A 24509-nucleotide genomic window follows, 5' to 3' on the forward strand; every position below is an offset into this window, starting at 1 on the left:
TTACCCACAATGCGCTGGCATGTAGCCTGTTGCAATTGCGAGTGGATTGGGTAATGGCGGAAAAACAGTTGGCGTATCGCGCAAGCGAAAAGGAAGAGTTCTTTGCGGATGATGATCCGCTTGCAGAACTCGCACGCATTGTTGGTTTCGAACCACGGTCAGCCGCCACGACAGCTCCCGTAACGAGACGCCATGAGCCCGCCTTCGATCTCGAAGACGAGCTCCTGCGCGAATTCGAACGCTACGACGCACCGCGCCTTAGCCCAGTAGACGATATTCCCTTGTCGCTCGAGGACGAGCCGTTCCACGGCGAGGCCGTCTATTCACAACCTGGCAACAGCAATGATCCGCATGCGGACCATCGGAGGACCGAACCGGAGTTCTCGGAGCTGCAGCCCGAGCCGGAAGCGTTGGTGGACGCCTACGAAACCGGCGATGCAGGCTGGCCTCAGGAAGAGGTTCATCCGGTCGAAGCCGAAGATTTGCATGCGGCCGAATTCGAGCTGCCCCAATATGGACCGGTCGCTGCAGCACCCGTCGCGCCGCAGGCATACGTAGCGCCTCAGGCATACGAACCTGCCGCACCGGCGGTAGAAGAAGCGCGTGATCTCGCTGACGAGCTGGAACTGTCGATCGCAGAATCGTCGGCGAAGCCCGAGGCTCCGGTTGCCCGTGTGCCGCAATGGGCTGCAGCAAGCATTCGCCTGCCGCTTGCCAATTTCAACGCACCGCGTCGCCAGGATACGGCGCCTGAGGATATTGCGCCGGAAGTTGTAAAGCCGCCGGTCGCTGCTGCAATCCCCGTCGCTCCGGTAGCGGAAGTGGCGGATGCCCCGTTTGCCGAGGCTGACGTGTCTCTGGCTCCCGAGCTTGGCTTTCCCGCCGAGCAGGATCGGCATGAGTTTCCGTCCGACAGTCGGAGCGCGGATGCTGGGCCGGCTTTCGAAGCATTCCCGGAATTGGAACCCGCTGCTTCGGGCTTCGATCTGGCTGCCGCAGCGAGAGACGGCGATGTACCCTCGGATGCTGCGCTGACCGAACCAGCCTATGCCGAAACATCCCCTTCGCTCGATATCGATGACCTGCTCGACGATGTTTCGCGCTATCCTGTTCCCCAGCGTGCCGTTTCCACAGAACTCGAGCTTCAGCCGAAGCAGGCAGCCGTCGTTGCCCCAGCGCCGGTTATCGCGCCGACCCCCATGGCTGTCGCGCCTGCGTCAGTCGCGGTCGCTCGCCCGGAGCCACGGGAAGAGCCCAAGGCGACGGAAGCCAAGGCGCCTGAACTGGATATCGATGATCCGTTTGCGGATCACGAGTTCGATTTTGACCTCGAAGGTATCGAGCTTGAACTGGCGGATTTCGATTTCACCGAATCGAATACGCGTGAAACCGCGCCTCAGCAGCCGGCCCCTCAAGCCGCGCCGGTTGTTGCACCCGTCGCCGTTGCGCCGCGACCGGTCGTTGCCGAAAGAGCTGTGCAGACCGAGACTCGCGGGCCGACGTCTGCGGTCCCGGTTTCGCCGCCTCCCACTCCTCGGGCAGTCCCCGCGCCACGCCCGGAGCTGGCAGCACGTCCGGCATTCGCCCCCATTCTGCAGGCGCCGGCACCCGTCGTCGCTTCGGCCCCAGCTGCTCCGGTCGCTGCAGAACGCGCGCCGCAGCCGACTGTCGATGCAGAGCAGATGTTGCCCTTCGATCCGTCTGAGATTTCCGATACGGACGAACGCATCGAAACCTTCGAAGGGATGCACGTTCCCACTCTGCCGCCGGTGGAGAAGGAAGAGCCGGTCGCTATGCCTCCGGAATACGATTTCGACATCGATGCGGAGATGGCGAGCCTGTTTAACACTCCCGCAAAGGAGAGTGCGCCGGAGCCCGCTAATTCCGCTGTCGAGGCTGCAGCGGCAAGCTGGGCAAGGGTGACGTCTACCAAGGCCGCAGAGGTCAAGAAACCCGTCGATGAACTCGACGAATTCGAGCGTGCGCTGGAGGAAGATTTCCGGCGCAGCGTTCGCGAGGCCTCACACGCGCCGGAAAATGTCGCGCGGATGACGTTTGAGGCTTCCAGCATTACGGCGGATCGCCGGCGGGCGCGGTCAATGCGTGGATTGGCGGTTGCTGCTGTTGCCGTCATCGTTGTCGGCACTGGCGCCTATGGTGCCTACAAATGGGTCTCCCATGGTTCGCCCATTATCGCCTCGGGCGAACCGCGCGTGATCACGGCTGACAAGGATCCGGTCAAGGTCGTTCCGGAGAATCCGGGCGGTAAGGTTGTGCCGAACCAGGATAAGGCGGTCTATGACCGCGTGACCGGTGATGCCGCTCCCGCTCCGAAACAGAAGGAATTGGTATCGTCCAACGAACAGCCGGTCGACGTCGTTCAGAAGACGCTTGTCCCTGAAGTGTCGCCGGATGACAGCGACGGTGGCGATGATGCGCCGGTAGCTTCTACGCCGGTTGGTGAGACCGAGGATCCGCGCCTGCTGCCGAACCAGGGCAGCAACACGGCCAGCGCGAATGCGGACGATCAGGATAGTGTCCCGTCGGTATCCCCGCGCAAGGTTCGCACGATGATCGTCAAGGCGGACGGCACGCTGGTTGCTCGCGACGACAGCGCGCCGGCAACAGACAATACTGCCAAGACGGCTGCCACCTCGCCGAAGCTCGCTCCGGCCTCTTCTGCCGCTCCGATCAAGCCGGCGGCTGCTAACCAGACGGCGGTTGCGGATGCTCACGCTTCGGCTATCCATAACGCGTCCGAAGGCGATGCTCCGAGCGCGGAAAGTACACCGATCCGTGTTGTGAAGACTGCGCCGCTTGCTGAAACGCACACTCCATCCGCTGCGGCACCTGCTGCCGCGACGGTCGCAAGCGCATCCAATCCGCCGGTCGCCGCTCAAGCTGCACCGACGCCTGTACCTGCCGTTTCCACTCCGGCACAGGATGCGGCGAACAATGCCCCGGCCGCTTCGGACCTCGCGCCGGTTCCGACGTCGCGTCCTGCTCAGCCGGCCAAGGTCGATACGCATCCGGCACCGGCTCAGACGCAGGTCGCCTCCGTCAACCCGGCTGCAAAGCCTGCTCCGGCAGCTGCCGCGGGGGCGGGCGGTTATGTCATGCAGATCGCCTCCCTGCCTTCGGAAGCGGATGCAAAGAAATCTCAGGCTAACCTTTCGGCCAAGTTCGCCAGCGTCATCGGCGTCCATCCGATCGAGGTCAAGAGGTTCGATATTGCCGGCAAGGGCACATACTATCGCGTCCGCGTCGTCGCCGGCACCAAGGACCAGGCAGCCGACCTTTGCGTGCGCTATCGACAGGCCGGGGGCACCTGCCTGATTTCGAAATAACGACGCAGTGGGTCAAGGATTAAGGAACGGCGGGTGGCGACACTCGCCGTTCTTTTTGCTTTAGAGCTTTCCGCTTTTCTTCGAAGCACGGAAACGCTCTATCGCTTTGATTTGGCGCAAGTCCGGACGCAAAACCGCTTCACACTTCTTCTGGAATTGCTCCAGCTTTCCTGTGAATGCTGCCTTGACCTCACTCGCATTTCGCCAGCGGGCCTCTATGATTCGGATATGACCGAATCAAAAGCAATGATCCTGGGCTGTAGCGGCCTCACCATCACAGCGGAAGAGCGTTCCTTTTATCAGGGTGAACAGCCCTGGGGTTTTATCCTCTTCGGACGAAATATCGCGGATCCCAACCAGATATCCGATCTGGTCGCCTCGCTGCGCGATAGCGTCGGCCGCCACGTGCCTGTTCTGATCGACCAGGAAGGGGGAAGGGTGCAGCGCATCCGTCCGCCGATCCTGCCGCACTATCCGTCGGGCCAGGCGCTGGGTGATATCTACCGCCGCGACCGCGAACGGGGTCTGCGCGCAGCCTGGCTGATGTCGCGGCTGCATGCCTTCGATCTCCTGAAGTTCGGCATCAATGTCGATTGCCTGCCGGTGCTCGATGTGCCTGTCGAAGGCAGCAGCAACGTCATCGGCAATCGCGCCTATGGCGGCGATCCCCTGACTGTCACCGAAATGGGACGGGCGGCCTCTGAGGGGCTCAAGGCTGGTGGCGTTCTTCCGGTCATGAAGCACATACCCGGCCATGGTCGGGGCTTTGCCGATTCCCATCACGAGCTTCCAGTGGTGACGGTGCCCCGAGCCGAGCTCGAGGCGCATGATTTTGCGCCCTTCATCGCGATGAAGGATGAATTGATGGCCATGACCTGCCACGTGGTTTTCACCGACATCGATCCCACCAATCCGGCAACAACGTCGCGCAAGGTCATAGACGAGATCATCCGCGGTCATATCGGTTTCAAGGGCCTGTTGCTCTCGGATGATACGTCGATGAACGCCCTTTCAGGCACGATTGCGGAGCGGGCTGCGAATATTGTTGCGGGCGGATGCGATATTGTGCTGCATTGCAATGGCGTGATGGACGAGATGCTTCAGGTTGTCCGCAACGTTCCGCCATTGGCGGGAGAAGCGCTTGCTCGGGCGAAGAAGGTTGAGGCAGCCTTCGGCGGCCATGACGGCGCAGACGAGGCTGCCATTCGCGCGGAATTTGATGCGATGCTGGCCGTGGCCTGACTGGTAGGGCTTGCCCGGGGGAACTGACGTTTGAACAGGATCGATGGCACAGAGAAGGTACAGGCGGCGGCAACGCCGATGGACCGGCTGTGGCAGGAAAATGGATCGGAGCGCGCAACACATGAGCCCGGCTTCGTCATCGACGTCGCTGGCTTTGAAGGCCCGCTCGATCTTCTGTTGCATCTTGCCCGCAACCAGAAGGTCGACCTGTCGCGCATTTCCGTACTAGCGCTGGCTGAGCAATATCTTCTGTTCATCGAGAGCGCCCGGCGCATCCGCATAGAGCTTGCTGCCGACTATCTGGTCATGGCGGCATGGCTTGCCTATCTCAAGTCGCGGCTGCTCATCCCCCAGCAGGCCAAGGACGACGGGCCGACGGGCGAAGAGATGGCGGCAACGCTCGCCTTCCGCCTGAAACGGCTTGAGGCCATGCGCGAGGCGGCGAACGGCCTCGTCAACCGCAATCGGCTGGGACGTGACGTTCATGCTCGCGGCGAGCCCGAGCATATCCCCTATCGTCGCCAATCGGACTATGACGCCAGTCTCTATGATCTCCTGACCGCCTATGCAGGTTTGCGCCAGCGCCAAGCCATCACGCAGGTGACCATCGAGCGGCGGCGCGTGTGGTCGCTCGTTGATGCCCGTACGATCCTGACGCGCATGATAGGCGACATTACTGACTGGACGGCACTGGAGCACTACCTGCTGCGGTACATGACTTCTCCGGAAGAGCGCGTGACCGCGATTGCCAGCGCCTTTGCCGCATCGCTGGAGCTTGTGCGCGAGGGCAAGCTGGAAATCCGGCAGGACGGTGCTTTCGAGCCTCTCTACATGCGACGGGGGCCGAAACATTCGACGCTCCATGTGGCGGAATAGGGGAGGGCAGGTGGCCCATCCGGACCAGATGAACATCGAAGACGCAGACGCAGGTCGCACCAACCAGGCGGTTGACGACAACCGTCTGCGGGAGGCGGAGCGCATCGCCGAAGCACTGGTATTTGCCTCTGCACAGCCGGTATCGGAAGGTTTTATAGCCGAGCGTCTGCCGAAAGGCATGGACGTGCGCTCGATCATGCTGCGGCTGAGGGAAGACTACGCATCGCGCGGCGTCAACCTCGTGCAGGTCGATGACGCCTGGGCCTTTCGCACTGCCGCCGACCTGTCCTTCGTGATCCGCCGCGACGAGAACGAGGTCAAGAAGCTGTCCCGAGCGGCCCTCGAAGTTCTTGCGATCATTGCTTATCACCAGCCGGTGACGCGCGCCGAGATCGAGGATATCAGAGGTGTCCAAACGTCTCGTGGAACCCTGGATGTCTTGATGGAGGCGGGTTGGGTGCGTTTTCGCGGCCGGCGGCGCACGCCCGGCAGGCCGGTCACCCTTGGAACGACCCGGGATTTCCTTGATCACTTCGGGCTTGAAGAGATACGTGATCTGCCCGGTCTCGAAGAATTGAAGGGCGCGGGGCTGCTATCTGGCCGAATTCCAGCTAACTTTAACATGCCCTCGCCATTGATGAGCGATGAATTGACCGAGGACGAGGATCCGATCACGCAGATGGATCTCGAAGAGCTAGGCCTCCTGGCGCCGGGCGGCGCTTCGGAAGATTGATCCTTGACTTCCGATTGGCCGTTTCGGGTCTTGGTTTTGCCATTAGCAAGGACGAATATTGATGCTGGGCGGCCCGTTTTTCAGAACTGGCGGCCGCATCGTTTTCATTCAACAAAGCAACCAGCCTGATGTGAGACATTTTCGTGTTTGAAAAAGTTCGATAAACGTCTTACATCGGGGTAACACGTAACAGGGAGTGACGTAATGGGTTCTTTTAGCATGTGGCACTGGCTGATCGTTCTGGCCATCGTGCTGTTGTTGTTCGGTCGTGGAAAGATCCCGGAACTGATGGGCGATGTTGCCAAAGGCATCAAGAGCTTCAAGAAGGGCATGAGCGACGACGACGCTACCCCGGAAGCGGGCCGTTCTGACCTTGGACGGACTGTCGACCATAAGGCTGACGAAACGAAATAACCACGTTTGGGTGCAGTTGGCTTGATTAGGGCCATCTCTGCATGGGAGCCTTTCTATGTTCGACGTAGGCTGGTCGGAACTGCTCATCATTGCAGTTGTGTTGATCGTGGTCGTTGGTCCGAAGGATTTGCCGCCGATGTTGCGGGCGTTCGGAAAGATGACGGCCCGGGCCCGTAAGGTTGCAGGCGAATTCAGGGCGCAATTTGACGAGGCTCTGCGGGAGGCAGAACTCGACGACGTGCGTCAGACGATTTCGGATGCGCAGAAGCTCAATCCGGTCCACAGTTTGCGGGAAGCGATGAATCCGCTTCGGCAGATGGGAAATGATATCAAGGCTGATCTGCAGCGGGCGTCCACGCCGACGTCAACTGCAACGCCTGCCGTGACGGTGTCCGAGCCTTCCATGGGCTTGCCGGAAACGCCGCTGATGACGGAGATTGTTTCGTCCGCTCCTGCTGCAGAGGTCGTACCCCCGGCTCCTGTCGTCGCTCCGCCTCCCGCGGTCGTGACCGAAGAGGTCGTGAAGGCGAAAGTCGTTCGCAAGCCGCGCGCCAAGGCGCCGGCAAAGACGGAAGCAGCCGCAGCCGTCTCCGAGACTGTCGCGGAAAAGCCGAAGCGCGCACCTCGCAAGCCGTCGGTTACCGTTCCGGTAGCGGCTGATGCGCCTGCAGCAGCGCCGAAGAAGCGCACGACAGCCAAGAAAAAGGACAATGCATGACCGGTGACATCGACGATAAGCCGCAGCCGCTTATCGAACACCTGATGGAACTGCGCACTCGGCTGATGTGGTCGATTGCGGCGTTCTTCGTTGCCTTCATCGGCTGCTTTGCTTTTGCCAAGCATCTCTTCAATTATCTGGTTTATCCCTACAAATGGGCGGTTGTCTGGGCGCATCTTGATCTCGCAAAGTCCGAGCTGATCTACACTGCGCCCCAGGAATTCTTCTTCACGCAGGTGAAGGTCGCCATGTTCGGTGCTCTGGTCATCTCCTTCCCGATCATTGCAGCCCAGATCTACAAGTTCGTGGCGCCCGGCCTCTACAAGAACGAGCGCTCGGCCTTCCTGCCGTTTTTGATTGCGTCGCCGATCCTGTTCCTGATGGGGGCTGCGCTCGTCTATTTCTTCTTCTGCCCCATGGTCATGTGGTTCTTCCTGAAGATGCAGCAGGCGCCGGCCGATGGGCAGGTGGCCATCTCGCTGTTGCCCAAGGTCTCGGAATATCTGAGCCTGATCATGACGCTGGTTTTCTCCTTCGGCCTCGTGTTCCAGCTGCCGGTCATCACCACGCTTCTGGCGCGTGTCGGTCTGCTGACCTCGGATTGGCTTCGGCAGAAGCGCAAGTTCGCGATCGTCTTCGCTTTCATCGTGGCTGCGGTGCTGACGCCGCCCGATCCCATGTCCCAGATCGGCCTTGCACTGCCGACGATCCTTCTCTACGAGATTTCCATCTACGCAGCGCGACTTGTGGAGCGCCAGCGCAGTCGGCAAGCGCTCGAAGAGAATGAAGGGTCGACAGAGATTGCCCATACGGACAATAGCTGAACCGCCGGCCTGACACCCCTTCCATAGCGGCAATTGCCGATCCGATCTCCGGTTGAAGCTTTGACCCAAGCTTCGGCCGGAGCCGTTTTATTTGCAACGACCTGGAACGACGATGCTTGATATCAGATGGATCCGTGAGAATCCCGAGGCCCTCGATGCAGCGCTGGCCAAGCGCGGCGCGGAGCCCTTGTCGCAAGGCCTCATCGCGCTCGACGAGAAGCGCCGTTCCGTCATCCAGTCTGTTCAGGACATGCAGTCCCGCCGTAACGCCGCCTCCAAGGAAATTGGTGCGGCGATGGCGCAGAAGAATTCCGAGCTTGCCGAAAAACTGAAGGCCGAGGTCGCTGACATCAAGGTCACGCTTCCCGCTGCCGAAGATGAAGAGCGGCAGCTGACCGCTGAGCTCAATGACGCCCTGTCGCGCATCCCGAACATTCCGCTGGATGACGTGCCGGTTGGCAAGGACGAACACGACAACGTCGTCAAGCACGTCGTCGGTGAAAAGCCGCGCTGGAACCATCCGGCCAAGGAACACTACGAAATTGGCGAAGCGCTCGGCTACATGGACTTCGAGGGGGCCGCCAAGCTTTCCGGTTCGCGTTTCACCGTGCTGACCTCGCAGCTTGCTCGTCTCGAGCGTGCGCTGGGCCAGTTCATGATCGACCTCCACACCGGCGAACACGGCTATACCGAAGTCTCTTCGCCGCTCATGGTCCGCGACGAAGCGATGTTCGGCACGGGCCAGCTGCCGAAATTCGCCGAAGACCTGTTCAAGACGACGGATGGCCGCTGGCTGATCCCGACCGCCGAAGTGACGCTGACCAACCTCGTACGCGAAGAGATCCTTGAACAGGATAAGCTGCCGCTGCGCTTCACAGCGCTGACGCCGTCTTTCCGCTCGGAAGCAGGTTCTGCTGGCCGCGATACGCGCGGCATGCTGCGCCAGCACCAGTTCTGGAAATGCGAACTGGTCTCCATCACCGATGCCGAAAGCGCGATCGAGGAACACGAAAGGATGACGGCCTGTGCCGAAGAAGTCCTGAAACGTCTCGGCCTGCATTTCCGCACCATGACGCTCTGCACCGGCGACATGGGCTTTGGCGCGCGCAAGACCTACGACCTGGAAGTCTGGCTGCCGGGTCAGGACACCTTCCGCGAAATCTCGTCCTGCTCCGTCTGCGGAGATTTCCAGGGCCGCCGCATGAATGCCCGCTATCGCGGCAAGGACGACAAGGCGACGAAGTTTGTTCACACGCTGAACGGCTCGGGCACAGCCGTCGGTCGCTGCCTTATCGCGGTGCTGGAGAATTATCTCAACGAAGACGGTTCCGTTACTATTCCGGACGTCCTGTTGCCCTATATGGGTGGTCTGAAGAAGATCGAACGGGCAGCTTAAGGCGGGTTAGGGCATGCGCATCCTTCTGACCAATGACGACGGCATCCACGCCGAGGGGCTGGCTGCCCTTGAACGCATTGCCCGCACCCTTTCCGACGATGTCTGGATCGTAGCACCTGAGACGGATCAGAGCGGCCTTGCGCACTCGCTCAGTCTCTCGGAACCGTTGCGCCTGCGCAAGGTTGCGGACAAGCATTACGCTTTGCGCGGTACACCGACGGATTGCGTCATCATGGGCATCCGCCAGGTGATGGATATCAAGCCGGATCTGGTGCTGTCAGGCGTCAATTCCGGATCCAACGTCGCCGATGACGTGACCTATTCCGGAACGATCGCAGGGGCGATCGAGGGGACGTTGCAGGGCGTTCGCTCCTTCGCCCTCAGCCAGGCCTATTCCTATGACGGTGGAACCAGGGTTGTCCCCTGGGAAGTCGTCGAGGCGCATGCGCCGGATCTCCTGACCAAGCTCATCGATCTCGATCTGCCCGATGGCACCTTCCTCAATTTGAATTTCCCCAACTGTCGTCCCGACGAGGTCGATGGCGTCGAAGTGACGGCGCAGGGTAACCTTGCCTTCAATCTGCAGGTTGAGGAACGCGCCGACGGTCGAGGCTTCCCCTATTACTGGCTCCGTTTCGGCGAGCGTAGCGGCAATTTCCGGCCGGGCACCGATATCCACGCCCTGAAAGAAAACCGCATTTCGGTAACGCCTTTGAAACTCGATCTGACGGATTATTCGGTGCAAGACCGCGTGGCGCGGGCGCTCGGGTATGGAGTAGCGGATTGACACCTCGATTGGTGGAGAAGGAAGGCTTCGCAGCCGTGGTCCTGCGAATGCGCGCCGAAGGCATATCAGACATCGATCTCCTCACCGCCGTCGAACAGACGCCGCGATCCCTGTTTGTACCGCCACAATTCTCCGATGACGCCTATTCCAGCCATACGATCCCTATCGATTGCGGCTCCTTCATGGAGGGCGTCGATCTCGTCGTGCGCCTGCTGCATCATCTGAAGGTGAAGCCCGGGCATCGGGTGCTGGAAGTCGGCACCGGCAGCGGCTTTACCGCCGCCGTCATGGGGCGCATGGCCGAACGCGTCCTGACGATTGATCGATACAAGACGCTGGTGACATCAGCACAGAAACGGATGGATGCGCTGAGCCTGCGCAATGTCATCATCCGGCAGGCCGATGGCAGCACGGGATTGCAGGGCGAGGGTACCTTCGACCGGATTTTGGTGACGGCAGCCTTCAACGTCATGCCCCGCTTCTATGCCGATCAGCTTGTGTCAGGCGGCTCGATGCTCGCGCCGTTGATGATTTCCGAAAACTACTGCCGCATGGTGCGGCTGACCAAGACCGGAAGCCGCTTCGAGCGCGAGGAGCTGTTCCAGGTTCCTTATCTTCCGGTCGTGCCGCTGGTTGCCTCCTATCTCTGAGGCAGGAATTTGATCGCCGGCCCTTCAGCCTTTGCAGCGGCGGTAGAAATTTCTTCTATGGTTAGCAATTCCTCAAAAAAACGCATGTGACCCCAGTGCTTTAACCGCATGGTAAGATTAACGCGTTCTAATTAGACCCACAAATGGTTGCGTCTTAAGTGGGTCGAGTCATGCGTTTCAGTCTTTCGTCACAGTTCGGTAAATCGACGGGTAAAGTCCTTATGGCGGCTTTTCTGGCGAGCGCCGCGACGGCTTGCAGCTCCGACGCAACGCGTTTCGGGGGCCTCTTTTCAAATTCGGATCAGCTCACCACAAATTCGATCCCTCATCGGAACCTGAATGGTCTCGACGGCGATCCGGTGCCGCGCGCCGATGTCTCCCAAGGGGGAGGCGGCTATCGGCAGCAACAGGATTATTCCTCGCGCAACACGGCAATGAACCAGCCTTATCCGGCAGCGCCGGAGAGCTATAAGCCGGCCTATTCCAGCGCTCGCGTGGCTTCCGCGCCCGTCGTAGTCCAGCGCTCCGAGCTCGCTGCGCCGAGCGTTTCCTCTTCGCCTGCTCCGGCCCCGGTTGCGTCCCGCGCCGAACGGGAGGCTCTTGCTCAGCCATTCCCCGCAAGCAGGAACGAGAGCGCCCGGGCATCTGCGCCGCGTCTTGCGCCTGATCCGATGTCCACAGGCACCACGCCGAAGACTGCGGCACAGACATCGGGCTGGACCGCGATGAATGCGCCGAGCGTCACGCTGGGTGCCGGCGAGACTGTTACGACGCTCTCGCGCCGTTATGGCGTGCCGGAGAAGGAAATTCTCAAGGCCAACGGCCTGAAGACTTCTACGTCGGCAGCGCCCGGCCAGCGGATCATCATCCCGACCATGAATGGCGGCGCCCCTGTCGCCCCGGCAAAGACCGCATCCCAGGCGGTCGATCTGTCCAAGGGCGGCAAGATGCCTGCTCCCGCCAAGGCACCGGAACAGGATGCGGCCGTGCTGCCGAATGGCGGCGCTCAGCGCGACAAGTGGCAGGTCGGTCCGAGCGGTGCGGGCGACAAGCTCGCTGCCGGCGCAGGCAAGGGACCGGCACCCGCCGGCGGCACCTATGTGGTCAAACCGGGTGACTCGCTTGCGAAGATCGCTAAGGAAACCGGCGTCCATATCGATGATCTGAAGGCCGCAAATGAAATCGACAAGGGCGGCATCCGCATCGGCCAGACGCTGAAGCTGCCTCATGGCGGCACGCAGCCTGCCGATCCGATCAAGACGGCATCCATCGCCCCGCAGAAGCCGGTGGTGAAGGCTGTTGCAACGACGGCCCCAGCTAGCAACCCACAGCCGACACCTGTGAAGGCTGACGCCGGTCCGGCGCCTGTCGCAACCCAGTCGGTCGGCGACGCCGAACAGAAATCGGATGTCGCAGCCGCTGCACCGGAATCGACCGGCATTGGCAAATATCGCTGGCCGGTACGCGGCGCGGTCGTTGCGGGCTACGGCGCGAATGTCGACGGCAACCGTAACGACGGCATCGATATTTCGGTACCGGAAGGCACGCCGATCAAGGCTGCGGAGAACGGTGTGGTCATCTACGCAGGCAATGGTCTGAAGGAACTGGGCAACACGGTTCTGGTGCGTCACGACGATGGTACCGTCACCGTCTACGGTCACGCAGACCAGCTGAGCGTCACCCGCGGTCAGAAAGTCCAGCGCGGCCAGACCGTCGCAACCTCGGGCATGAGCGGCAACGCCAAGCAGCCGACGCTCCACTTCGAAGTCCGCAAGAACGCATCTCCGGTCAACCCGATGACATTCCTTGAGTAGGTAAAGCGTCTCATGGAGTCTGCAAAAAGCCCGGCAACCCGGGCTTTTTGTCGTTTTAGGCGCATTCGACGGCAGATACGACTAACGGCGACGAAGCATTGGTGTGACAGCTACGCGCCAATGGCGGGCAAAACCAATTGGCAGGCACGACCTCACATTTTGTCGATGATCGACGGCACGCCTTCAGATGCCTCGGGAAGTCGTGCGGCGTTTTGAATAGCCGGAATAATGTCCTCAACGCGATCAACAACTATTGGCTGGATCAGATGTCGGCTATGTAGAAATCCGACTTTTTCCATGTGCTCGATCATGGAGAGCATTGGATCCCAAAAGCCCAAAATATTGGCGAAGACCACGGGCTTTCGATGTTGCCCTAACTGCGCCCAAGTCATGATCTCGACGATCTCTTCGACAGTTCCTATTCCACCCGGCAGAGCGACAAAGGCATCGGAGCGCTGGAACATGGCGTGTTTACGCTCATGCATCGTTTCGGTGACGGTCAAATCATCGAAAATCTTCAGTGCATCCGTGGTAGATTCACGGTTTGTCAGGAACTTTGGAATGATCGCGCCGACCTTGCCACCGTTTTTCAGCGCCGAGAAGCCGACAGCGCCCATCACACCGCTGGTGCCACCCCCATAGATTAGTTCCAGTCCCGCCTTAGCGATGGCCGCACCCAGCTTTTCACCGGCTTCAACGAAAGCAACATCGTTACCCGTCGAAGAACCACAATATACACAAAGTGAAGCAATGTTTGTCATTGCGTCATAAACATTAAGGCAGCAACTCTAGTCAAGAGAGGTGATGGCGCGTTTGGCCCGAGAGCAGTCACGGCATCGCGCCCTCACTGCGCCAGAAGCGATCACGACACCCGCAGGCGTCGCTTCTTTCGATCATTGCCACTGGCACAGAATGACTTATGCTCCGCCCCGTATTTTTGTTAGAAAGCGGGGACGTTTCATGTTCTGCGCATTGCTACGCCTGCCATTTGCCGCCTTCGGCTGGACAGCCGCTCATGCTGATGAAGTCCTGACTTACAAATGGCAGGGCGTCGACCGCACCGCGATCCTGCATATTCCCAAGGGTGCCGCTGGACATGCCGCACCACTCGTCATCGTGATGTACGGCTCCGACGATAAGGCCGTCAATTTTCAGAAAAACAGCGGATTTGATGCCGTCGCCGATCGGGAGAACTTCATCACTCTTTATCCGGAAGCAATCGATGGTGCCTGGAACATCAAATCCAGGAGACCCGTCCTCAATGGCGAGCCGGTCGATGATATTGGTTTTTTCCGCACCATGATCGACGATCTGGTGAGCCGGAAGATTGCCGACGGGGCAAGAGTTTATGCCACCGGCTTCTCGTTTGGCGCGCTGATGACTTATACCTTGGCTTGCGCGCTTCCTGACAGGATCGCCGCGATTGCTCCGGTCGCCAGCGCGATTAACGAAGCACAGGTCGAAGATTGCAAGCCCGGCCACGCCATGCCAGTCATGATGGTGAACGGCACGAGCGACGACGTGCAACGTTACGACGGCTATATCAAGTCATTCGGAAGGCTGCTTTCAGTTCCCGAGGCAACCGAATATTGGCGCCGGATCGACGGATGCACCGGGAAAATGTCACGCCGCTGCCCCATCTTGATCCGCATGACCTGACCCGCGCGAGCCTGGTCCAATGGACCGGATGCCGGGCCGAGACTGGGGTTGAACTCTATCGCATCGAAAACGGCGGCCATTGCTGGCCCCGTCTTGCCAAGCCCAATGCCAGCGCCGGTAACGATGATCCGGTGGACGGCCCGCGTTTCGGTGGATGCAGCGGCGATATCGAGACAGCGGTCGAAGTGTGGAACTTCTTCAGACAGTATCACGGCGCATGATAGGAAAGGGGGGCGAAAGCGGCCCACTTACTTTGTTGGGAGGCCCTCACGAAGCCGAGAATTTGACCGTCACGCCGCGCTGGCGAAAGTAGGCCTGCATCAGCTTCCTGCCAGAACGATTGTTCTGTACGAGCCTCGCAGGGTCAAATACGGCCTCTTTCAAACCCGCCCGTGCCAACGCTGCCTTCAGTGTTGCGATATGCGTGTCAATGTCGGCATTGTCTGCCTGAAGCGATTGATAAATGCGCTCTATTGCATCTGCTACGGTCGGTTCGCTCACTATTGCACTCCTGATGTTATTGGTCCGGCGTTGCCAGATTTTTCGGCCCGACCCTATTGCTGTGAAAAATACCCTCGTCAATGGGGGACGATGGGTTGCTGCAGTAGCCTATCAATTCGTTCCGCTTGAACGGGCATGGCTCGGCGACAAGCCGTATAAAGTCTTGAATGCCCGGCTAAAAGCCGCCTCGGAATCGTAACCGACATGGCGAGCGATATCTCCGATACGCAAGTTCGATTTCCGCAATAAGTCTGACGCGACGGCCAATCTCCAACCGTGAACGTATCGCAGAGGAGGTTCACCAACCGCAGCCAAAAATACCTCTGCGAACCGAGAACGTGACATTCCCGCAATTGAAGCCAGGTCTCCCACTGACCAGGGCCGACTCGGATTACGATGAACTGCAGATAATGCCCTGGATACCCTCGCGTCGGCCAAGGCGCCGATCCAGCCCTGTTTGCCTCCCTGCGATTTCGACCAGCTGCGGATAGATCGGATGACAAGAATATCGATGACGCGTGAGATCATAAGGGCCGCGCCCGGCTCCTGTGCCTCCTTTTCATAAACCAGGAATTGGGCGACGTCGCGGATGAGAACGGCGGATTGATCGGTGTTTTTCTCGACATGGATATAGTTCGGCAGCAAGCTCATGGTAGGCTGCAAGCCACAACCGTTTTCGAACTGAAACGTCGCGCTGAGCGTTCTTGCACGCACTGGCCCGATACCATCTCGAAGCACGTCCACTCCTACGCCCGATCCGTCGACTCCAAGTTCGTGGTTGGCCTGGCGCCAACTTTTGCTAGGACAGGCCAAGGCGTACCTGATCGGACGTAGCAGCACGAAAACGTCACCCTGGGACAATCGCAGCGGCAGCTCGTCTTCGAGATAGATATCGATCTCGCCTTCCTGCACGACGTGGAGACATGCCGAACTGGGTCGAAAAAGGATATGAAATCCATCCGCGCATTCCGTCGTAAAAACCCGCTCGCCTTTCAGTTGCACGAAACGCAGAATATCCGACAGCAGATCTGTGGGCGTCTGATTATCGGACGCTGGAGCAAGAACTCCATTGTTGCTGTCATGGGGCGCCAAAGCAATCTCCTCTAGTTTCGACCGCGAGCGCTAAAACAAAACTGCCATCGATTTCAATTATTTACGCCGATTGGATCGAGCTGGCAATCTGCCGCAACGGCGCGATCGCGAATTTGCTCAAACCTTCGTTTCCTTCTTGGAAGCGTGCATTGCTCAAGGAGAAATTGGAAATGCGTTCTCTCGTCATGACGGCTGCCGCAACTTTGCTTGCGGGCACTGCTTTTGCCATGTCTGCCAATGCAGGCGAAGTTCCCAAGGGGGCGGCGCACAATATTGTCCTCGTCCACGGCGCTTTCGTCGATCAGACAAGCTGGCAGCCTGTTGCCGACATTCTTACCGCCAAAGGGTACAAGGTCACTTTGGTGGAAAATCCGCTCACCTCGCTCGCTGATGACGTCGCGGCGACCAAAAAGGCACTAGCGGCACAGAATGGTCCGACCGTTCTTGTTGGGCACTCGTGGGGCGGCGTTGTCATTACCGAAGCTGGTAACGATCCGAAGGTAAAGTCGCTGGTGTTTGTATCGGCGTTTGCGCCGGATGTCGGCGAGTCCCTGGCTTCACTCTCCAAGTCTGGGCCAGCGACTGACGGCGCGAAGTCCATCCATCCTGATGACAAGGGTAATCTCTATCTGGATCAAAAGACCTTTCCCGAATTTGTCGCCCCTGAACTGCCGCTGAAAATTGCCGAGAAACTTGCTGCCAATCAGTTGCCCTTGAATCACACAGCGTTCGAAGCCCCGGTGGATACAGCCGCCTGGCATGTCAAGCCGAGCTATTTCGTCATCAGCACAAAGGACCGCGTGAATGCTCCAGAGGCTCAGCGAATGATGGCAGCGCGGATCAAGGCCAAGGTCACCGAAGTCCCCGGCAGTCACGCATCACTGGTCGTGTTCCCCAAGGAGGTAGCCGCAGTCATCGAAAAAGCTGCACTGGCGAAGTAGCCTCGCGCAGGCTCTCCAAGATGCATGGCCGCCCACTCGGTTGGGTGGCCCTCGTAGTTTGGTGCGCCAATCCCAGCCCGTGACAAGCGGCGGTCACCGGAAAAGCTCGACGTTCTCGTCGCAAAAATCGTCAGGACTTTTGGGCGCGGCGAGAATCTCCGCTTTGGGCCAAAAGCGCCCCCCGCAACCCTCGGCCCAGCAACGCCCTCAATCCCGTTCGAGAACGATGCGCTGCCGGCCGGCGAGATCCTGGATGTACTGCCAGGCAACGCGGCCCGAGCGGGCGCCGCGGGTCGTTGACCATTCCAGCGCTTCATGGTGCATCTGGGCGCGGTCCATACCGAGCTTGAAGTGGTCGGCATAGGCATCGATCATCTGCAGGTAGTCTTCCTGGCTGCATTTGTGGAAGCCGAGCCAGAGCCCGAAGCGATCCGACAGCGAGACTTTCTCTTCCACCGCCTCCGACGGATTGATCGCGGTCGATTGCTCGTTTTCCATCATGTTGCGTGGCAGCAGGTGGCGTCGATTGGACGTGGCATAGAAGAGCACATTGTCCGGGCGTCCCTCAACGCCGCCATCCAGCGCTGCCTTCAACGACTTGTAGGCGGTATCGTCGTGATCGAAGGAAAGGTCGTCGCAGAAAACGATGATGCGATGGGGCACACTCTTCAGGATGTCGAGAAGAACCGGCAGCGAGGCTATGTCCTCGCGATGGACCTCGATGAGCTTGAGCGACACGCCCGTCGCCCGCCGCACATCTTCATGCACGGCCTTGACCAGCGAGGACTTGCCCATGCCCCGCGCACCCCAGAGAAGCACGTTATTGGCGGCAAATCCTTCGGCGAAGCGCAAGGTATTCTCGTGCAGGATATCGCGGACGTGATCAACACCGCGGATAAGAGCCAGCGCCACGCGGTTCGGCCGTGGCACGGGCTGCAGGTGCGAGCGCACTGGGCCCCACACAAAGCAATCTGCAGCCGACCAATCATTGGCAACCGGGGCGGGTCCCGCGAGACGCTCGACCGCTGCGGTCAGGCGGCGCAACTCGGCCAGGATTAGTGTATTCTGATCTTCGCCCATGGTGTTTCCTCCGAAAATAATCGGCTGCGAACCTCTGTTCGCCCTTTCGCTGCGGGGTATCATGGCCTTTCGATGGCGGAAAGGCTAAGAGGCTGGGGAAACGGTACGGTCCGCTCCTGTTTCTGTTGCATTCGCCATGATCGCAACTATATTCCGGCGGCCTGAGGTGGGCCTTTCCGCCTGAAGTTTTTAGGAGTTTCCGATGTTTTTCACCAACGCGTATGCGCAGAGCGCAACAGATTCCGGCCTTGGCGGCTTTGGCGGCTCCGGAATGGAGATGCTTTTCCTCTTTGTGCCGCTGATGGTCGTTTGGTATTTTCTCCTGATCAGGCCGCAGCGTGCGCAGGCAAAGAAGCGGGAAGACGTCTTGAAGAACATTCGTCGCGGCGACCAGGTCGTGACAGGCGGCGGCATCGTGGGCAAGGTCGTCAAGGTTGTCGACGACAAGGAACTCGATGTGGAAATCGCCGAAGGCGTGAAGGTTCGCATCGTTCGCAGCGCGATCTCCGAGGTCCGTGTCAAGGGCGAACCCGTCAAGGCCGACGCCGCCTAAGCAATGTCATAACGGCGGGCCTCAAAGGTTGCGTCGCGACGAAGACCCGAACTCGAGAGGCCCATGCTGAACGTCTCACGGTGGAAGACCATAGTCATCTGGTGTGCCGTTCTCCTGAGCGTCATCTTCGTCGCGCCGAACCTGTTCAGCAACCAGCAGCTTGCCGCATTGCCAGGCTGGCTGCCCCTCAAGAAGGTCAGGCTGGGGCTTGATCTTCAGGGTGGCTCGCAGCTCATGCTCATGGTCGAGCGTGACGACATTCTTCGCAACAGTCTTGAAACGACCGTCGACGGCATTCGCACCAAGCTGCGCGAAGCCTCGATCCGCTACAGCGGTTTGACCGGCACGGGGCAGACCATAAGGGTCAGCATCACAGACCCCGCACAGGTCCCGACCGCCATCGACGCCCTGAAGTCGATTACCAACAGGGTAGGCACCGGAACCATCGGTCTGGTGCAGGAAACGACGATCACGCCAAGCGACAACGGCCTGCTGACGATCCGCATCACCAATGAAGGTATCGATCGCCGCATAGCGTCTGCGCTGGCGACATCGATGAACGTGGTGCGCGGCCGCGTCGAGCAGCTTGGCAATGCCGAGCCGCTGATCCAGCGGCAGGGTTCGGATCGCATCCTGGTGCAGGTGCCGGGCGTTGCCGATCCACAGCGGATCAAGAACCTGCTCAACCAGGCTGGGCAATTGACCTTCCGCATGGTCGATCAAAGCATGCCCGTCGAGCAGGCGATCCAAGGCTCCGCGCCGATGAATTCGGACGTGCTCTATACGCAGGACGATCCCCCGGCGGCCTATCTGGTCGAAAAGCGCGCCATTCTGTCCGGCGACAGGATCGCTGACGCCCAGGCGGGCCTCGACCCCAAGACCAACGAGCCGGTCGTGACCTTCCAATTGGATGCAGACGGCACCAAAGCTTTTGCGCAGGCGACCCAGCAGAATGTCGGTCGCTCCTTCGTGGTCGTTCTGGACGATCAGGTCATTGCAGCCTTGCCGATCGCACAAGCGAATACGACGGGAGCCGGCCAGATTTCAGGCGGCTTCTCGGAACAGGGGGCGAGCGATCTCGCGGTCCTTCTACGGGCGGGCGCGCTGCCGGCAACCCTGACGGTTGTCGAGGAGCGGACGGTAGGCCCGGGGCTTGGCCTGGATTCTATCCGATCGGGCATCATTGCAGGCATGATCGGCGCAATCGCCGTCATTGCCTGCATGGTCTATTTCTACGGCTTCCTCGGCATCGTCGCCACCGTCGCGCTCTATGTGAACATCCTGATGATCCTGGCGATCCTGAGCCTGACGGGGGCCACGCTGACCCTGCCTGGCATCGCCGGCATCGTTTTGATCATCGGCATGGCGGTCGATTCCAACGTGCTGATCTATGAGCGCATCCGCGAGGAATTGAAGGCCGGGCGACAGCTGCCGGAGGCCTGCGACGCCGGCTTCAAACGCGCTTTCTGGACCATTATCGACGCGAATATCACGACCCTGATCGCGGCTGTCATCCTTTTTTACATGGGCAGCGGGCCTGTGCGCGGCTTTGCCGTGACGCTTGCGATCGGCATCCTGACGACAGTCTTCATCGCCTTTACGCTGACCCAGTGGATCATCGTAACCTGGATAAAGCGCAGACGGCTGAAGCATCTTCCGAAGGATGTCCGCACGTCCATATTCGACCGGGCGCATATCCGTTTCATGGGAATTCGCCGTTTCAGCTTCACTGCCTCGGCTGCGCTGTCGCTTTGCGCGATGATCGCGCTCGCGACCGTCGGCATGCATCTCGGCATCGATTTCAACGGTGGTTCCATCATCGAGGTGAGGGCAAAGCAGGGGGCGGCGAACCTCGCCGATATTCGCACCCGGCTGAACGAACTGAACCTCGGGGAAATTCAGGCCCAAAGCTTCGGCGACCGGGCAGGGGCATTGATCCGTATCCAGTCGCAGGAGGGCGGAGAGAATGGCGAACAATCCGCTGTCACGCTCGTTCGCGATGAACTCGGGAATGACTATGATTTCCGCCGTGTCGAGGTGGTGGGCCCTTCGGTTTCGGGCGAACTGACCCGCTCGGCGACGCTTGGCGTTCTGGCGTCACTTGCCGTGGTGCTGATCTATATCTGGTTCCGCTTCGAATGGCAGTTCGCCATCGGCGCCATCGTTGCGACGCTGCATGACATCATATTGACCCTTGGCCTATTCGTTCTGACCGGCATCGAGTTCAACCTGACGAGTATCGCGGCCGTCCTCATGATCATCGGCTATTCCCTGAACGATACGGTGGTCGTCTACGACCGCATGCGTGAAAATCTCAAGCGCTACAGCCAGATGCCGCTGCCGATCCTGATAGACGCCTCGATCAACCAGACGCTCTCGCGCACGATCCTGACGGCCGCGACGACATTGCTTGCGCTGCTTGCACTTTGCCTCTTCGGCGGCGAAGTCATCCGCGCCTTTGCCTTCACCATGCTATTCGGCGTGGCGGTCGGCACTTTCTCTTCGATATATATTGCCGCGCCGTTCCTGATCGTTTTCAAACTTCGTCCCGATCGGTTCCAGACAGGCGGGGACAAGAAACAAAAGGCGGCTGCGGACGTTCAGCCCAATAAACCAGCGGTATAAGACATTGGCAAAAGGCATTGAAATTCGACAGGCGCACTTCCCGGGCCGCGCCCCGATCGACGCTTACGGAAACGGCGGATTCCGCTTTGCGGACATGTCGCATCGCGGCTCGTTGCTTTGCTTGCCCTCAGGCATCTATGGATGGGACATGACCATGGAGGATGCGCTGACGCCGGAGCATTTCCAAAGAGTGATCGCTGAAGCCGCCGAGATTGAAGTCCTGCTTGTCGGCACCGGCACGGAGATGCGCCCATTGCCGGCCGCGCTGAAGGCGGCCTTGCGCGCCGAGCAGATTTCGTCGGATCCGATGAGCACCGGCGCGGCTGTGCGGACGTTCAACATCATGCTGTCCGAGTCGCGCGCCGTCGCCGCGGCGCTGATCGCCGTCTGACAGGGAAGCGACCGAACATGGCATCTGAGGGCGCAGGACGCAGCAACCAGGACATTTGCCTGGCGACGCTCCGTGAGACCGATCGCGACCGCTATCTCGCCTGCCTTCTGTCTCCGGAAGACAAGCGTGGCGCTCTGGCTGCACTTTATGCCTTCCATGCAGAGCTGGCGCGTATTCGCGATCTTGTCCATGAACCGCTGCCGGGCGAAGTCCGGCTGCAATATTGGCGCGATCTGTTGGAAGGCCAGGCACATGGCGCAAGCGAGGCCAATCCGATCGCTGCAGGCCTGCTCGCAGCCGTTGTCGAATATCGACTGCCGCGCAAGTCCCTGATCGACATGACAGAGGCGCGTATCTTCGATCTCTACAACGATCCGATGGAGACCCGCAATTCACTGGAAGGCTATGCCGGCGAGACCGCATCGGCGCTCATCCAGCTTGCAAGCCTGATCCTGTCGGCTGAAGACGCGCCTCGCTCGGCCGAAGCCGCCGGCCATGCTGGCGTCGCGCAGGCGATAGCCGGACTGCTGATGCTGATGCCATTGCATCGCCGCCGCGGCCAGCTTTACCTGCCGACGGAGATATTGTCGGCGACGGGGCTGGATCGGGAAGCTTTCCTGGCCGGAAACGACAAGGACCGCATCTCGGCAGCGATTGAAGCATTCGCCGGCCTCGGGCGAGAGCATCTGGCAAAGGCGAGGGCGGCTGGCAAGATTGCCCCAAGCGTCTTTCCCGCTTTCGTAACGGTGGCGCTTGCCGAATCTATGCTTCTCAAGGCGCAAAAATTGGGTAGCCGTCTATTCGACGAGCCGATCCAATCGCCGCAATGGCGCCGGCAGATGCGCATGGCGGTTGCTGCGACGACCAGAAAATTCTGATCGAGTTTAAATTCGCGCAAGTCTTGGGCGTTATAATTACTGCGAGTTTGTCCGAATCGAAGGAGAGATCGCTATGGGCCTGATCGTCTGGGGTGTGATTTTTGCCCTCGTAATCCTCTTTGCCTTCGCCGTCACGCGCTGGACGTCACAGGAAAAGGAAGACGGCCTGCATGATACGGGGCTGGCCATCCTGCAATTCGGCCGCGCCTTTCCGGCAGAAGCGATCCGCCAGCTTCAGAAGACGGCGGACGGCCAGGCGGTATTCGTGCGGCTGCACGACAACAAGGCCGGCTTCATACGCAACAACAGGAATCACTTCGCCTGCCACCTGATCCAGCCGGGCAGAGTCCGCGTCACGGATTCAGGCACCGGGCGCGGACTGGTGATCGAGTTTCTGGACGCGCCGCACCACAACGGCAAATTCGAATTCGCCACGCCCGCGGAAGCCGCGGAAGTTTCGCTCTGGTTGCTCGGCAATTATGTCAGCGACGCGGATCTGGATCTGCCGGCGCCCGGGCCAGCAGCAAACAACGGCTAATCCAGCTCGCGATCACGCGCTTTCCGCCATGGCGGGAGCAACACCCAGCCATTCGGCGCAATCTTTCAAAGCGCGTTTGGCGATAAGCTGTCGCTTCATGATTGTCTTGTCCTTGCCCCGGAAGCGCTTGACGCCCTCGGGTCTCTGGATCGAGCCGGGCTCGAGCTCCGGAAACAGTCCGAAATTGATGTTCATCGGCTGAAACGAGCGCTTTCCCGGTTCTTCGTCGTTGACGATGTGGCCGCCGGTAATGTGGTTGAGCAGGGAGCCGAGCGCCGTCGTGTCCGGCGGCAGCAGGACCGGTTCGCCTTTGCGCTCTGCGGCTGCAAAACGTCCGACCATCAGGCCGACGCTGGCGCTCTCGACATAGCCTTCGCAACCCGTGATCTGGCCCGCAAAGCGCAGCCCCGGCCGTGACTTCAGTGTCAGAGACCTGTCGAGCAACGTCGGCGAATTGATGTAGGTGTTGCGGTGCAGGCCGCCGAGCCGCGCAAATTCGGCGTTTTCCAGGCCGGGAATCAGCCTGAATATCTCGGCCTGCGCCCCGTATTTCAGCTTCGTCTGGAAGCCGACCATGTTGTAGAGCGTGCCGAGCGCATTGTCCTGGCGCAGCTGGACCACGGCATAGGCCTTGACCGTCGGGTTGTGGGCGTTGGTGAGGCCCATCGGCTTCATCGGTCCGTGACGCAGCGTTTCGCGGCCGCGCTCCGCCATCACCTCGATCGGCAGGCAGCCGTCGAAATAGGGCGTGCCTTCCCATTCCTTGAAGCCGACGGTGTCGCCGGCGATCAGGGCGTCGACGAAGGCGTTATACTGCGCTTCGTCCATCGGGCAGTTGATATAGTCCTTGCCGGTTCCGCCCGGCCCGACCTTGTCGTAGCGCGACTGATACCAGCAGACATCCATATTGATGCTCTCGCGATAGACGATCGGCGCAATCGCATCGAAGAAGGCAAGCGAATCGGCGCCCGTTTCTGCCTGGATTGCGGCTGCGAGACCCGGAGCGGTGAGCGGCCCGGTCGCGATGACGGCCAGATCCCATTCTTTCGGCGGCAGGCCGGAAATCTCCTCGCGAACCACCGTGATCAGCGGATTTGCCTCGATAGTCTGCGTCACAGCGTCCGAGAAGCCGTCACGGTCAACCGCGAGCGCACCACCGGCCGGGACCTGATGCTTGTCGGCGCAGGCCATGATCAGCGAGCCGGCCATGCGCATCTCCGCATGGATGACGCCGACGGCATTGCTGGTCGCATCGTCGGAGCGGAAGGAGTTCGAGCAGACAAGCTCGGCAAGGCCATCGGTCTTATGTGCGTCTGTGCCGCGAACGCCGCGCATCTCGTGCAGGACAACAGGCACACCGGCGCTGGCGATCTGCCACGCTGCCTCGGAACCGGCAAGGCCGCCGCCGATGACATGGATAGGGGAATAGGGAGAGCTGTTTTTCATGGCC

24 protein-coding genes are annotated in these 24509 nt (G+C 60.0%); 19 read left to right on the forward strand and 5 right to left on the reverse strand.

The genetic code is table 11. From position 1 onward, the window contains the following. Positions 1–53: 53 nt before the first annotated feature. The 11 genes from DTW90_RS29930 to DTW90_RS29980 all read left to right on the forward strand — a co-directional run bounded on the left by DTW90_RS29930 (position 54) and on the right by DTW90_RS29980 (position 12801). A complete protein-coding gene (locus DTW90_RS29930) occupies positions 54–3347 on the forward strand; it encodes an SPOR domain-containing protein (RefSeq protein ID WP_149343133.1) in 3294 nt (1097 codons plus the stop codon). Between the two features lie 228 nt (positions 3348–3575). Next, positions 3576–4589, forward strand: a complete 1014-nt coding sequence (gene nagZ / locus DTW90_RS29935; protein WP_149343135.1) for a beta-N-acetylhexosaminidase — start codon at positions 3576–3578, stop codon at positions 4587–4589. A 30-nt stretch (positions 4590–4619) separates the two neighbouring features. After that, positions 4620–5465 (forward strand): ScpA family protein, encoded by an 846-nt coding sequence (locus DTW90_RS29940; RefSeq protein ID WP_149343137.1) that lies wholly within the window; start codon positions 4620–4622, stop codon positions 5463–5465. A gap of 28 nt (positions 5466–5493) precedes the next feature. After that, positions 5494–6198, forward strand: coding sequence for an SMC-Scp complex subunit ScpB (gene scpB, locus DTW90_RS29945; RefSeq protein WP_149343257.1), 705 nt, complete (start codon positions 5494–5496; stop codon positions 6196–6198). A 204-nt stretch (positions 6199–6402) separates the two neighbouring features. Further along, entirely contained in the window at positions 6403–6612 is a 210-nt protein-coding gene (locus DTW90_RS29950; RefSeq protein ID WP_132516486.1) for a twin-arginine translocase TatA/TatE family subunit, read from the forward strand. Positions 6613–6667: 55 nt separating this feature from the next. After that, on the forward strand, positions 6668–7330 hold the full coding sequence (gene tatB / locus DTW90_RS29955; protein ID WP_149343139.1) for a Sec-independent protein translocase protein TatB: 663 nt from the start codon (positions 6668–6670) through the stop codon (positions 7328–7330). Beyond that, a complete protein-coding gene (gene tatC / locus DTW90_RS29960; protein WP_149343140.1) occupies positions 7327–8154 on the forward strand; it encodes a twin-arginine translocase subunit TatC in 828 nt (275 codons plus the stop codon). Before tatB ends, tatC begins: the two co-directional genes overlap by 4 nt. Positions 8155–8266: 112 nt before the next feature. Beyond that, entirely contained in the window at positions 8267–9550 is a 1284-nt protein-coding gene (serS, locus tag DTW90_RS29965; protein WP_149343141.1) for a serine--tRNA ligase, read from the forward strand. A 13-nt stretch (positions 9551–9563) separates the two neighbouring features. After that, complete coding sequence (gene surE / locus DTW90_RS29970; protein WP_132516478.1) at positions 9564–10337, forward strand: 5'/3'-nucleotidase SurE; 774 nt, start codon at positions 9564–9566, stop codon at positions 10335–10337. After that, positions 10334–10987, forward strand: coding sequence for a protein-L-isoaspartate(D-aspartate) O-methyltransferase (locus tag DTW90_RS29975; protein ID WP_149343142.1), 654 nt, complete (start codon positions 10334–10336; stop codon positions 10985–10987). The genes surE and DTW90_RS29975 overlap by 4 nt, the downstream gene beginning before the upstream one ends. Positions 10988–11157: 170 nt before the next feature. Then, positions 11158–12801: a peptidoglycan DD-metalloendopeptidase family protein gene (locus DTW90_RS29980; RefSeq protein WP_149343144.1), complete on the forward strand. Its 1644-nt coding sequence runs from the start codon at positions 11158–11160 to the stop codon at positions 12799–12801. A gap of 152 nt (positions 12802–12953) precedes the next feature. Here DTW90_RS29980 and DTW90_RS29985 read toward each other — a convergent pair whose 3' ends face one another. After that, positions 12954–13562: a TIGR00730 family Rossman fold protein gene (locus DTW90_RS29985; protein WP_149343145.1), complete on the reverse strand. Its 609-nt coding sequence runs from the start codon at positions 13560–13562 to the stop codon at positions 12954–12956. A gap of 43 nt (positions 13563–13605) precedes the next feature. Here DTW90_RS29985 and DTW90_RS29990 point away from each other — a divergent pair, with 43 nt between their 5' ends. Then, positions 13606–14460, forward strand: a complete 855-nt coding sequence (locus tag DTW90_RS29990) for a PHB depolymerase family esterase (RefSeq protein WP_149343146.1) — start codon at positions 13606–13608, stop codon at positions 14458–14460. Next, positions 14409–14681 carry a hypothetical protein gene (locus DTW90_RS29995; protein ID WP_149343148.1) on the forward strand — a complete coding sequence of 91 codons (273 nt, stop codon included), beginning with the start codon at positions 14409–14411 and terminating at the stop codon, positions 14679–14681. The genes DTW90_RS29990 and DTW90_RS29995 overlap by 52 nt, the downstream gene beginning before the upstream one ends. A gap of 46 nt (positions 14682–14727) precedes the next feature. Here the strand turns inward: DTW90_RS29995 and DTW90_RS30000 are convergent, their stop codons facing one another. Both DTW90_RS30000 and DTW90_RS30005 read right to left on the reverse strand, forming a co-directional pair. Then, entirely contained in the window at positions 14728–14964 is a 237-nt protein-coding gene (locus DTW90_RS30000; protein WP_149343258.1) for a hypothetical protein, read from the reverse strand. A gap of 108 nt (positions 14965–15072) precedes the next feature. After that, a complete protein-coding gene (locus DTW90_RS30005; protein WP_149343149.1) occupies positions 15073–16053 on the reverse strand; it encodes an AraC family transcriptional regulator in 981 nt (326 codons plus the stop codon). 170 nt (positions 16054–16223) lie between these two features. On the opposite strand from DTW90_RS30005, the gene DTW90_RS30010 reads away from it, so the two are divergent. Further along, positions 16224–16994, forward strand: a complete 771-nt coding sequence (locus tag DTW90_RS30010; RefSeq protein ID WP_149343260.1) for an alpha/beta hydrolase — start codon at positions 16224–16226, stop codon at positions 16992–16994. Between the two features lie 207 nt (positions 16995–17201). On the opposite strand, the gene DTW90_RS30015 is transcribed toward DTW90_RS30010, so the two are convergent. After that, positions 17202–18074 carry an ATP-binding protein gene (locus tag DTW90_RS30015; protein ID WP_149343150.1) on the reverse strand — a complete coding sequence of 291 codons (873 nt, stop codon included), beginning with the start codon at positions 18072–18074 and terminating at the stop codon, positions 17202–17204. Between the two features lie 202 nt (positions 18075–18276). Between DTW90_RS30015 and yajC the strand changes: the two genes are divergently transcribed. The 5 genes from yajC to DTW90_RS30040 all read left to right on the forward strand — a co-directional run bounded on the left by yajC (position 18277) and on the right by DTW90_RS30040 (position 23059). Next, positions 18277–18627 carry a preprotein translocase subunit YajC gene (gene yajC / locus DTW90_RS30020; RefSeq protein WP_149343152.1) on the forward strand — a complete coding sequence of 117 codons (351 nt, stop codon included), beginning with the start codon at positions 18277–18279 and terminating at the stop codon, positions 18625–18627. A gap of 63 nt (positions 18628–18690) precedes the next feature. Further along, positions 18691–21252, forward strand: coding sequence for a protein translocase subunit SecDF (gene secDF, locus DTW90_RS30025; RefSeq protein WP_149343153.1), 2562 nt, complete (start codon positions 18691–18693; stop codon positions 21250–21252). A 4-nt stretch (positions 21253–21256) separates the two neighbouring features. Then, positions 21257–21643, forward strand: a complete 387-nt coding sequence (locus DTW90_RS30030) for an Mth938-like domain-containing protein (protein ID WP_132516460.1) — start codon at positions 21257–21259, stop codon at positions 21641–21643. Positions 21644–21660: 17 nt separating this feature from the next. After that, complete coding sequence (locus DTW90_RS30035; RefSeq protein WP_149343155.1) at positions 21661–22521, forward strand: phytoene/squalene synthase family protein; 861 nt, start codon at positions 21661–21663, stop codon at positions 22519–22521. Between the two features lie 73 nt (positions 22522–22594). Further along, a complete protein-coding gene (locus DTW90_RS30040; protein WP_149343156.1) occupies positions 22595–23059 on the forward strand; it encodes a hypothetical protein in 465 nt (154 codons plus the stop codon). A gap of 12 nt (positions 23060–23071) precedes the next feature. Here DTW90_RS30040 and trmFO read toward each other — a convergent pair whose 3' ends face one another. After that, positions 23072–24505: a methylenetetrahydrofolate--tRNA-(uracil(54)-C(5))-methyltransferase (FADH(2)-oxidizing) TrmFO gene (trmFO, locus tag DTW90_RS30045; protein ID WP_149343158.1), complete on the reverse strand. Its 1434-nt coding sequence runs from the start codon at positions 24503–24505 to the stop codon at positions 23072–23074. Between the last annotated feature and the right edge of the window lie 4 nt (positions 24506–24509).

This window comes from Neorhizobium sp. P12A (genome assembly GCF_008365395.1).
Classification (GTDB): Bacteria; Pseudomonadota; Alphaproteobacteria; order Rhizobiales; family Rhizobiaceae; genus Rhizobium.

Bases quoted from the DNA above. Each gene is read 5' to 3' on its own strand.
- DTW90_RS29930 (WP_149343133.1), top strand. From the start codon at position 54: ATGGCGGAAAAACAGTTGGCGTATCGCGCAAGCGAAAAGGAAGAGTTC.
- tatC (WP_149343140.1), top strand. From the start codon at position 7,327: ATGACCGGTGACATCGACGATAAGCCGCAGCCGCTTATCGAACACCTG.
- yajC (WP_149343152.1), top strand. From the start codon at position 18,277: ATGTTTTTCACCAACGCGTATGCGCAGAGCGCAACAGATTCCGGCCTT.
- DTW90_RS29990 (WP_149343146.1), top strand. From the start codon at position 13,606: ATGGCGCGTTTGGCCCGAGAGCAGTCACGGCATCGCGCCCTCACTGCG.
- secDF (WP_149343153.1), top strand. From the start codon at position 18,691: ATGCTGAACGTCTCACGGTGGAAGACCATAGTCATCTGGTGTGCCGTT.
- serS (WP_149343141.1), top strand. From the start codon at position 8,267: ATGCTTGATATCAGATGGATCCGTGAGAATCCCGAGGCCCTCGATGCA.
- DTW90_RS29950 (WP_132516486.1), top strand. From the start codon at position 6,403: ATGGGTTCTTTTAGCATGTGGCACTGGCTGATCGTTCTGGCCATCGTG.
- DTW90_RS30040 (WP_149343156.1), top strand. From the start codon at position 22,595: ATGGGCCTGATCGTCTGGGGTGTGATTTTTGCCCTCGTAATCCTCTTT.
- scpB (WP_149343257.1), top strand. From the start codon at position 5,494: ATGAACATCGAAGACGCAGACGCAGGTCGCACCAACCAGGCGGTTGAC.
- surE (WP_132516478.1), top strand. From the start codon at position 9,564: ATGCGCATCCTTCTGACCAATGACGACGGCATCCACGCCGAGGGGCTG.
- DTW90_RS29980 (WP_149343144.1), top strand. From the start codon at position 11,158: ATGCGTTTCAGTCTTTCGTCACAGTTCGGTAAATCGACGGGTAAAGTC.
- nagZ (WP_149343135.1), top strand. From the start codon at position 3,576: ATGACCGAATCAAAAGCAATGATCCTGGGCTGTAGCGGCCTCACCATC.
- trmFO (WP_149343158.1), bottom strand. From the start codon at position 24,505: ATGAAAAACAGCTCTCCCTATTCCCCTATCCATGTCATCGGCGGCGGC.
- DTW90_RS29995 (WP_149343148.1), top strand. From the start codon at position 14,409: ATGCACCGGGAAAATGTCACGCCGCTGCCCCATCTTGATCCGCATGAC.
- DTW90_RS30015 (WP_149343150.1), bottom strand. From the start codon at position 18,074: ATGGGCGAAGATCAGAATACACTAATCCTGGCCGAGTTGCGCCGCCTG.
- DTW90_RS29985 (WP_149343145.1), bottom strand. From the start codon at position 13,562: ATGACAAACATTGCTTCACTTTGTGTATATTGTGGTTCTTCGACGGGT.
- tatB (WP_149343139.1), top strand. From the start codon at position 6,668: ATGTTCGACGTAGGCTGGTCGGAACTGCTCATCATTGCAGTTGTGTTG.
- DTW90_RS30010 (WP_149343260.1), top strand. From the start codon at position 16,224: ATGCGTTCTCTCGTCATGACGGCTGCCGCAACTTTGCTTGCGGGCACT.
- DTW90_RS30035 (WP_149343155.1), top strand. From the start codon at position 21,661: ATGGCATCTGAGGGCGCAGGACGCAGCAACCAGGACATTTGCCTGGCG.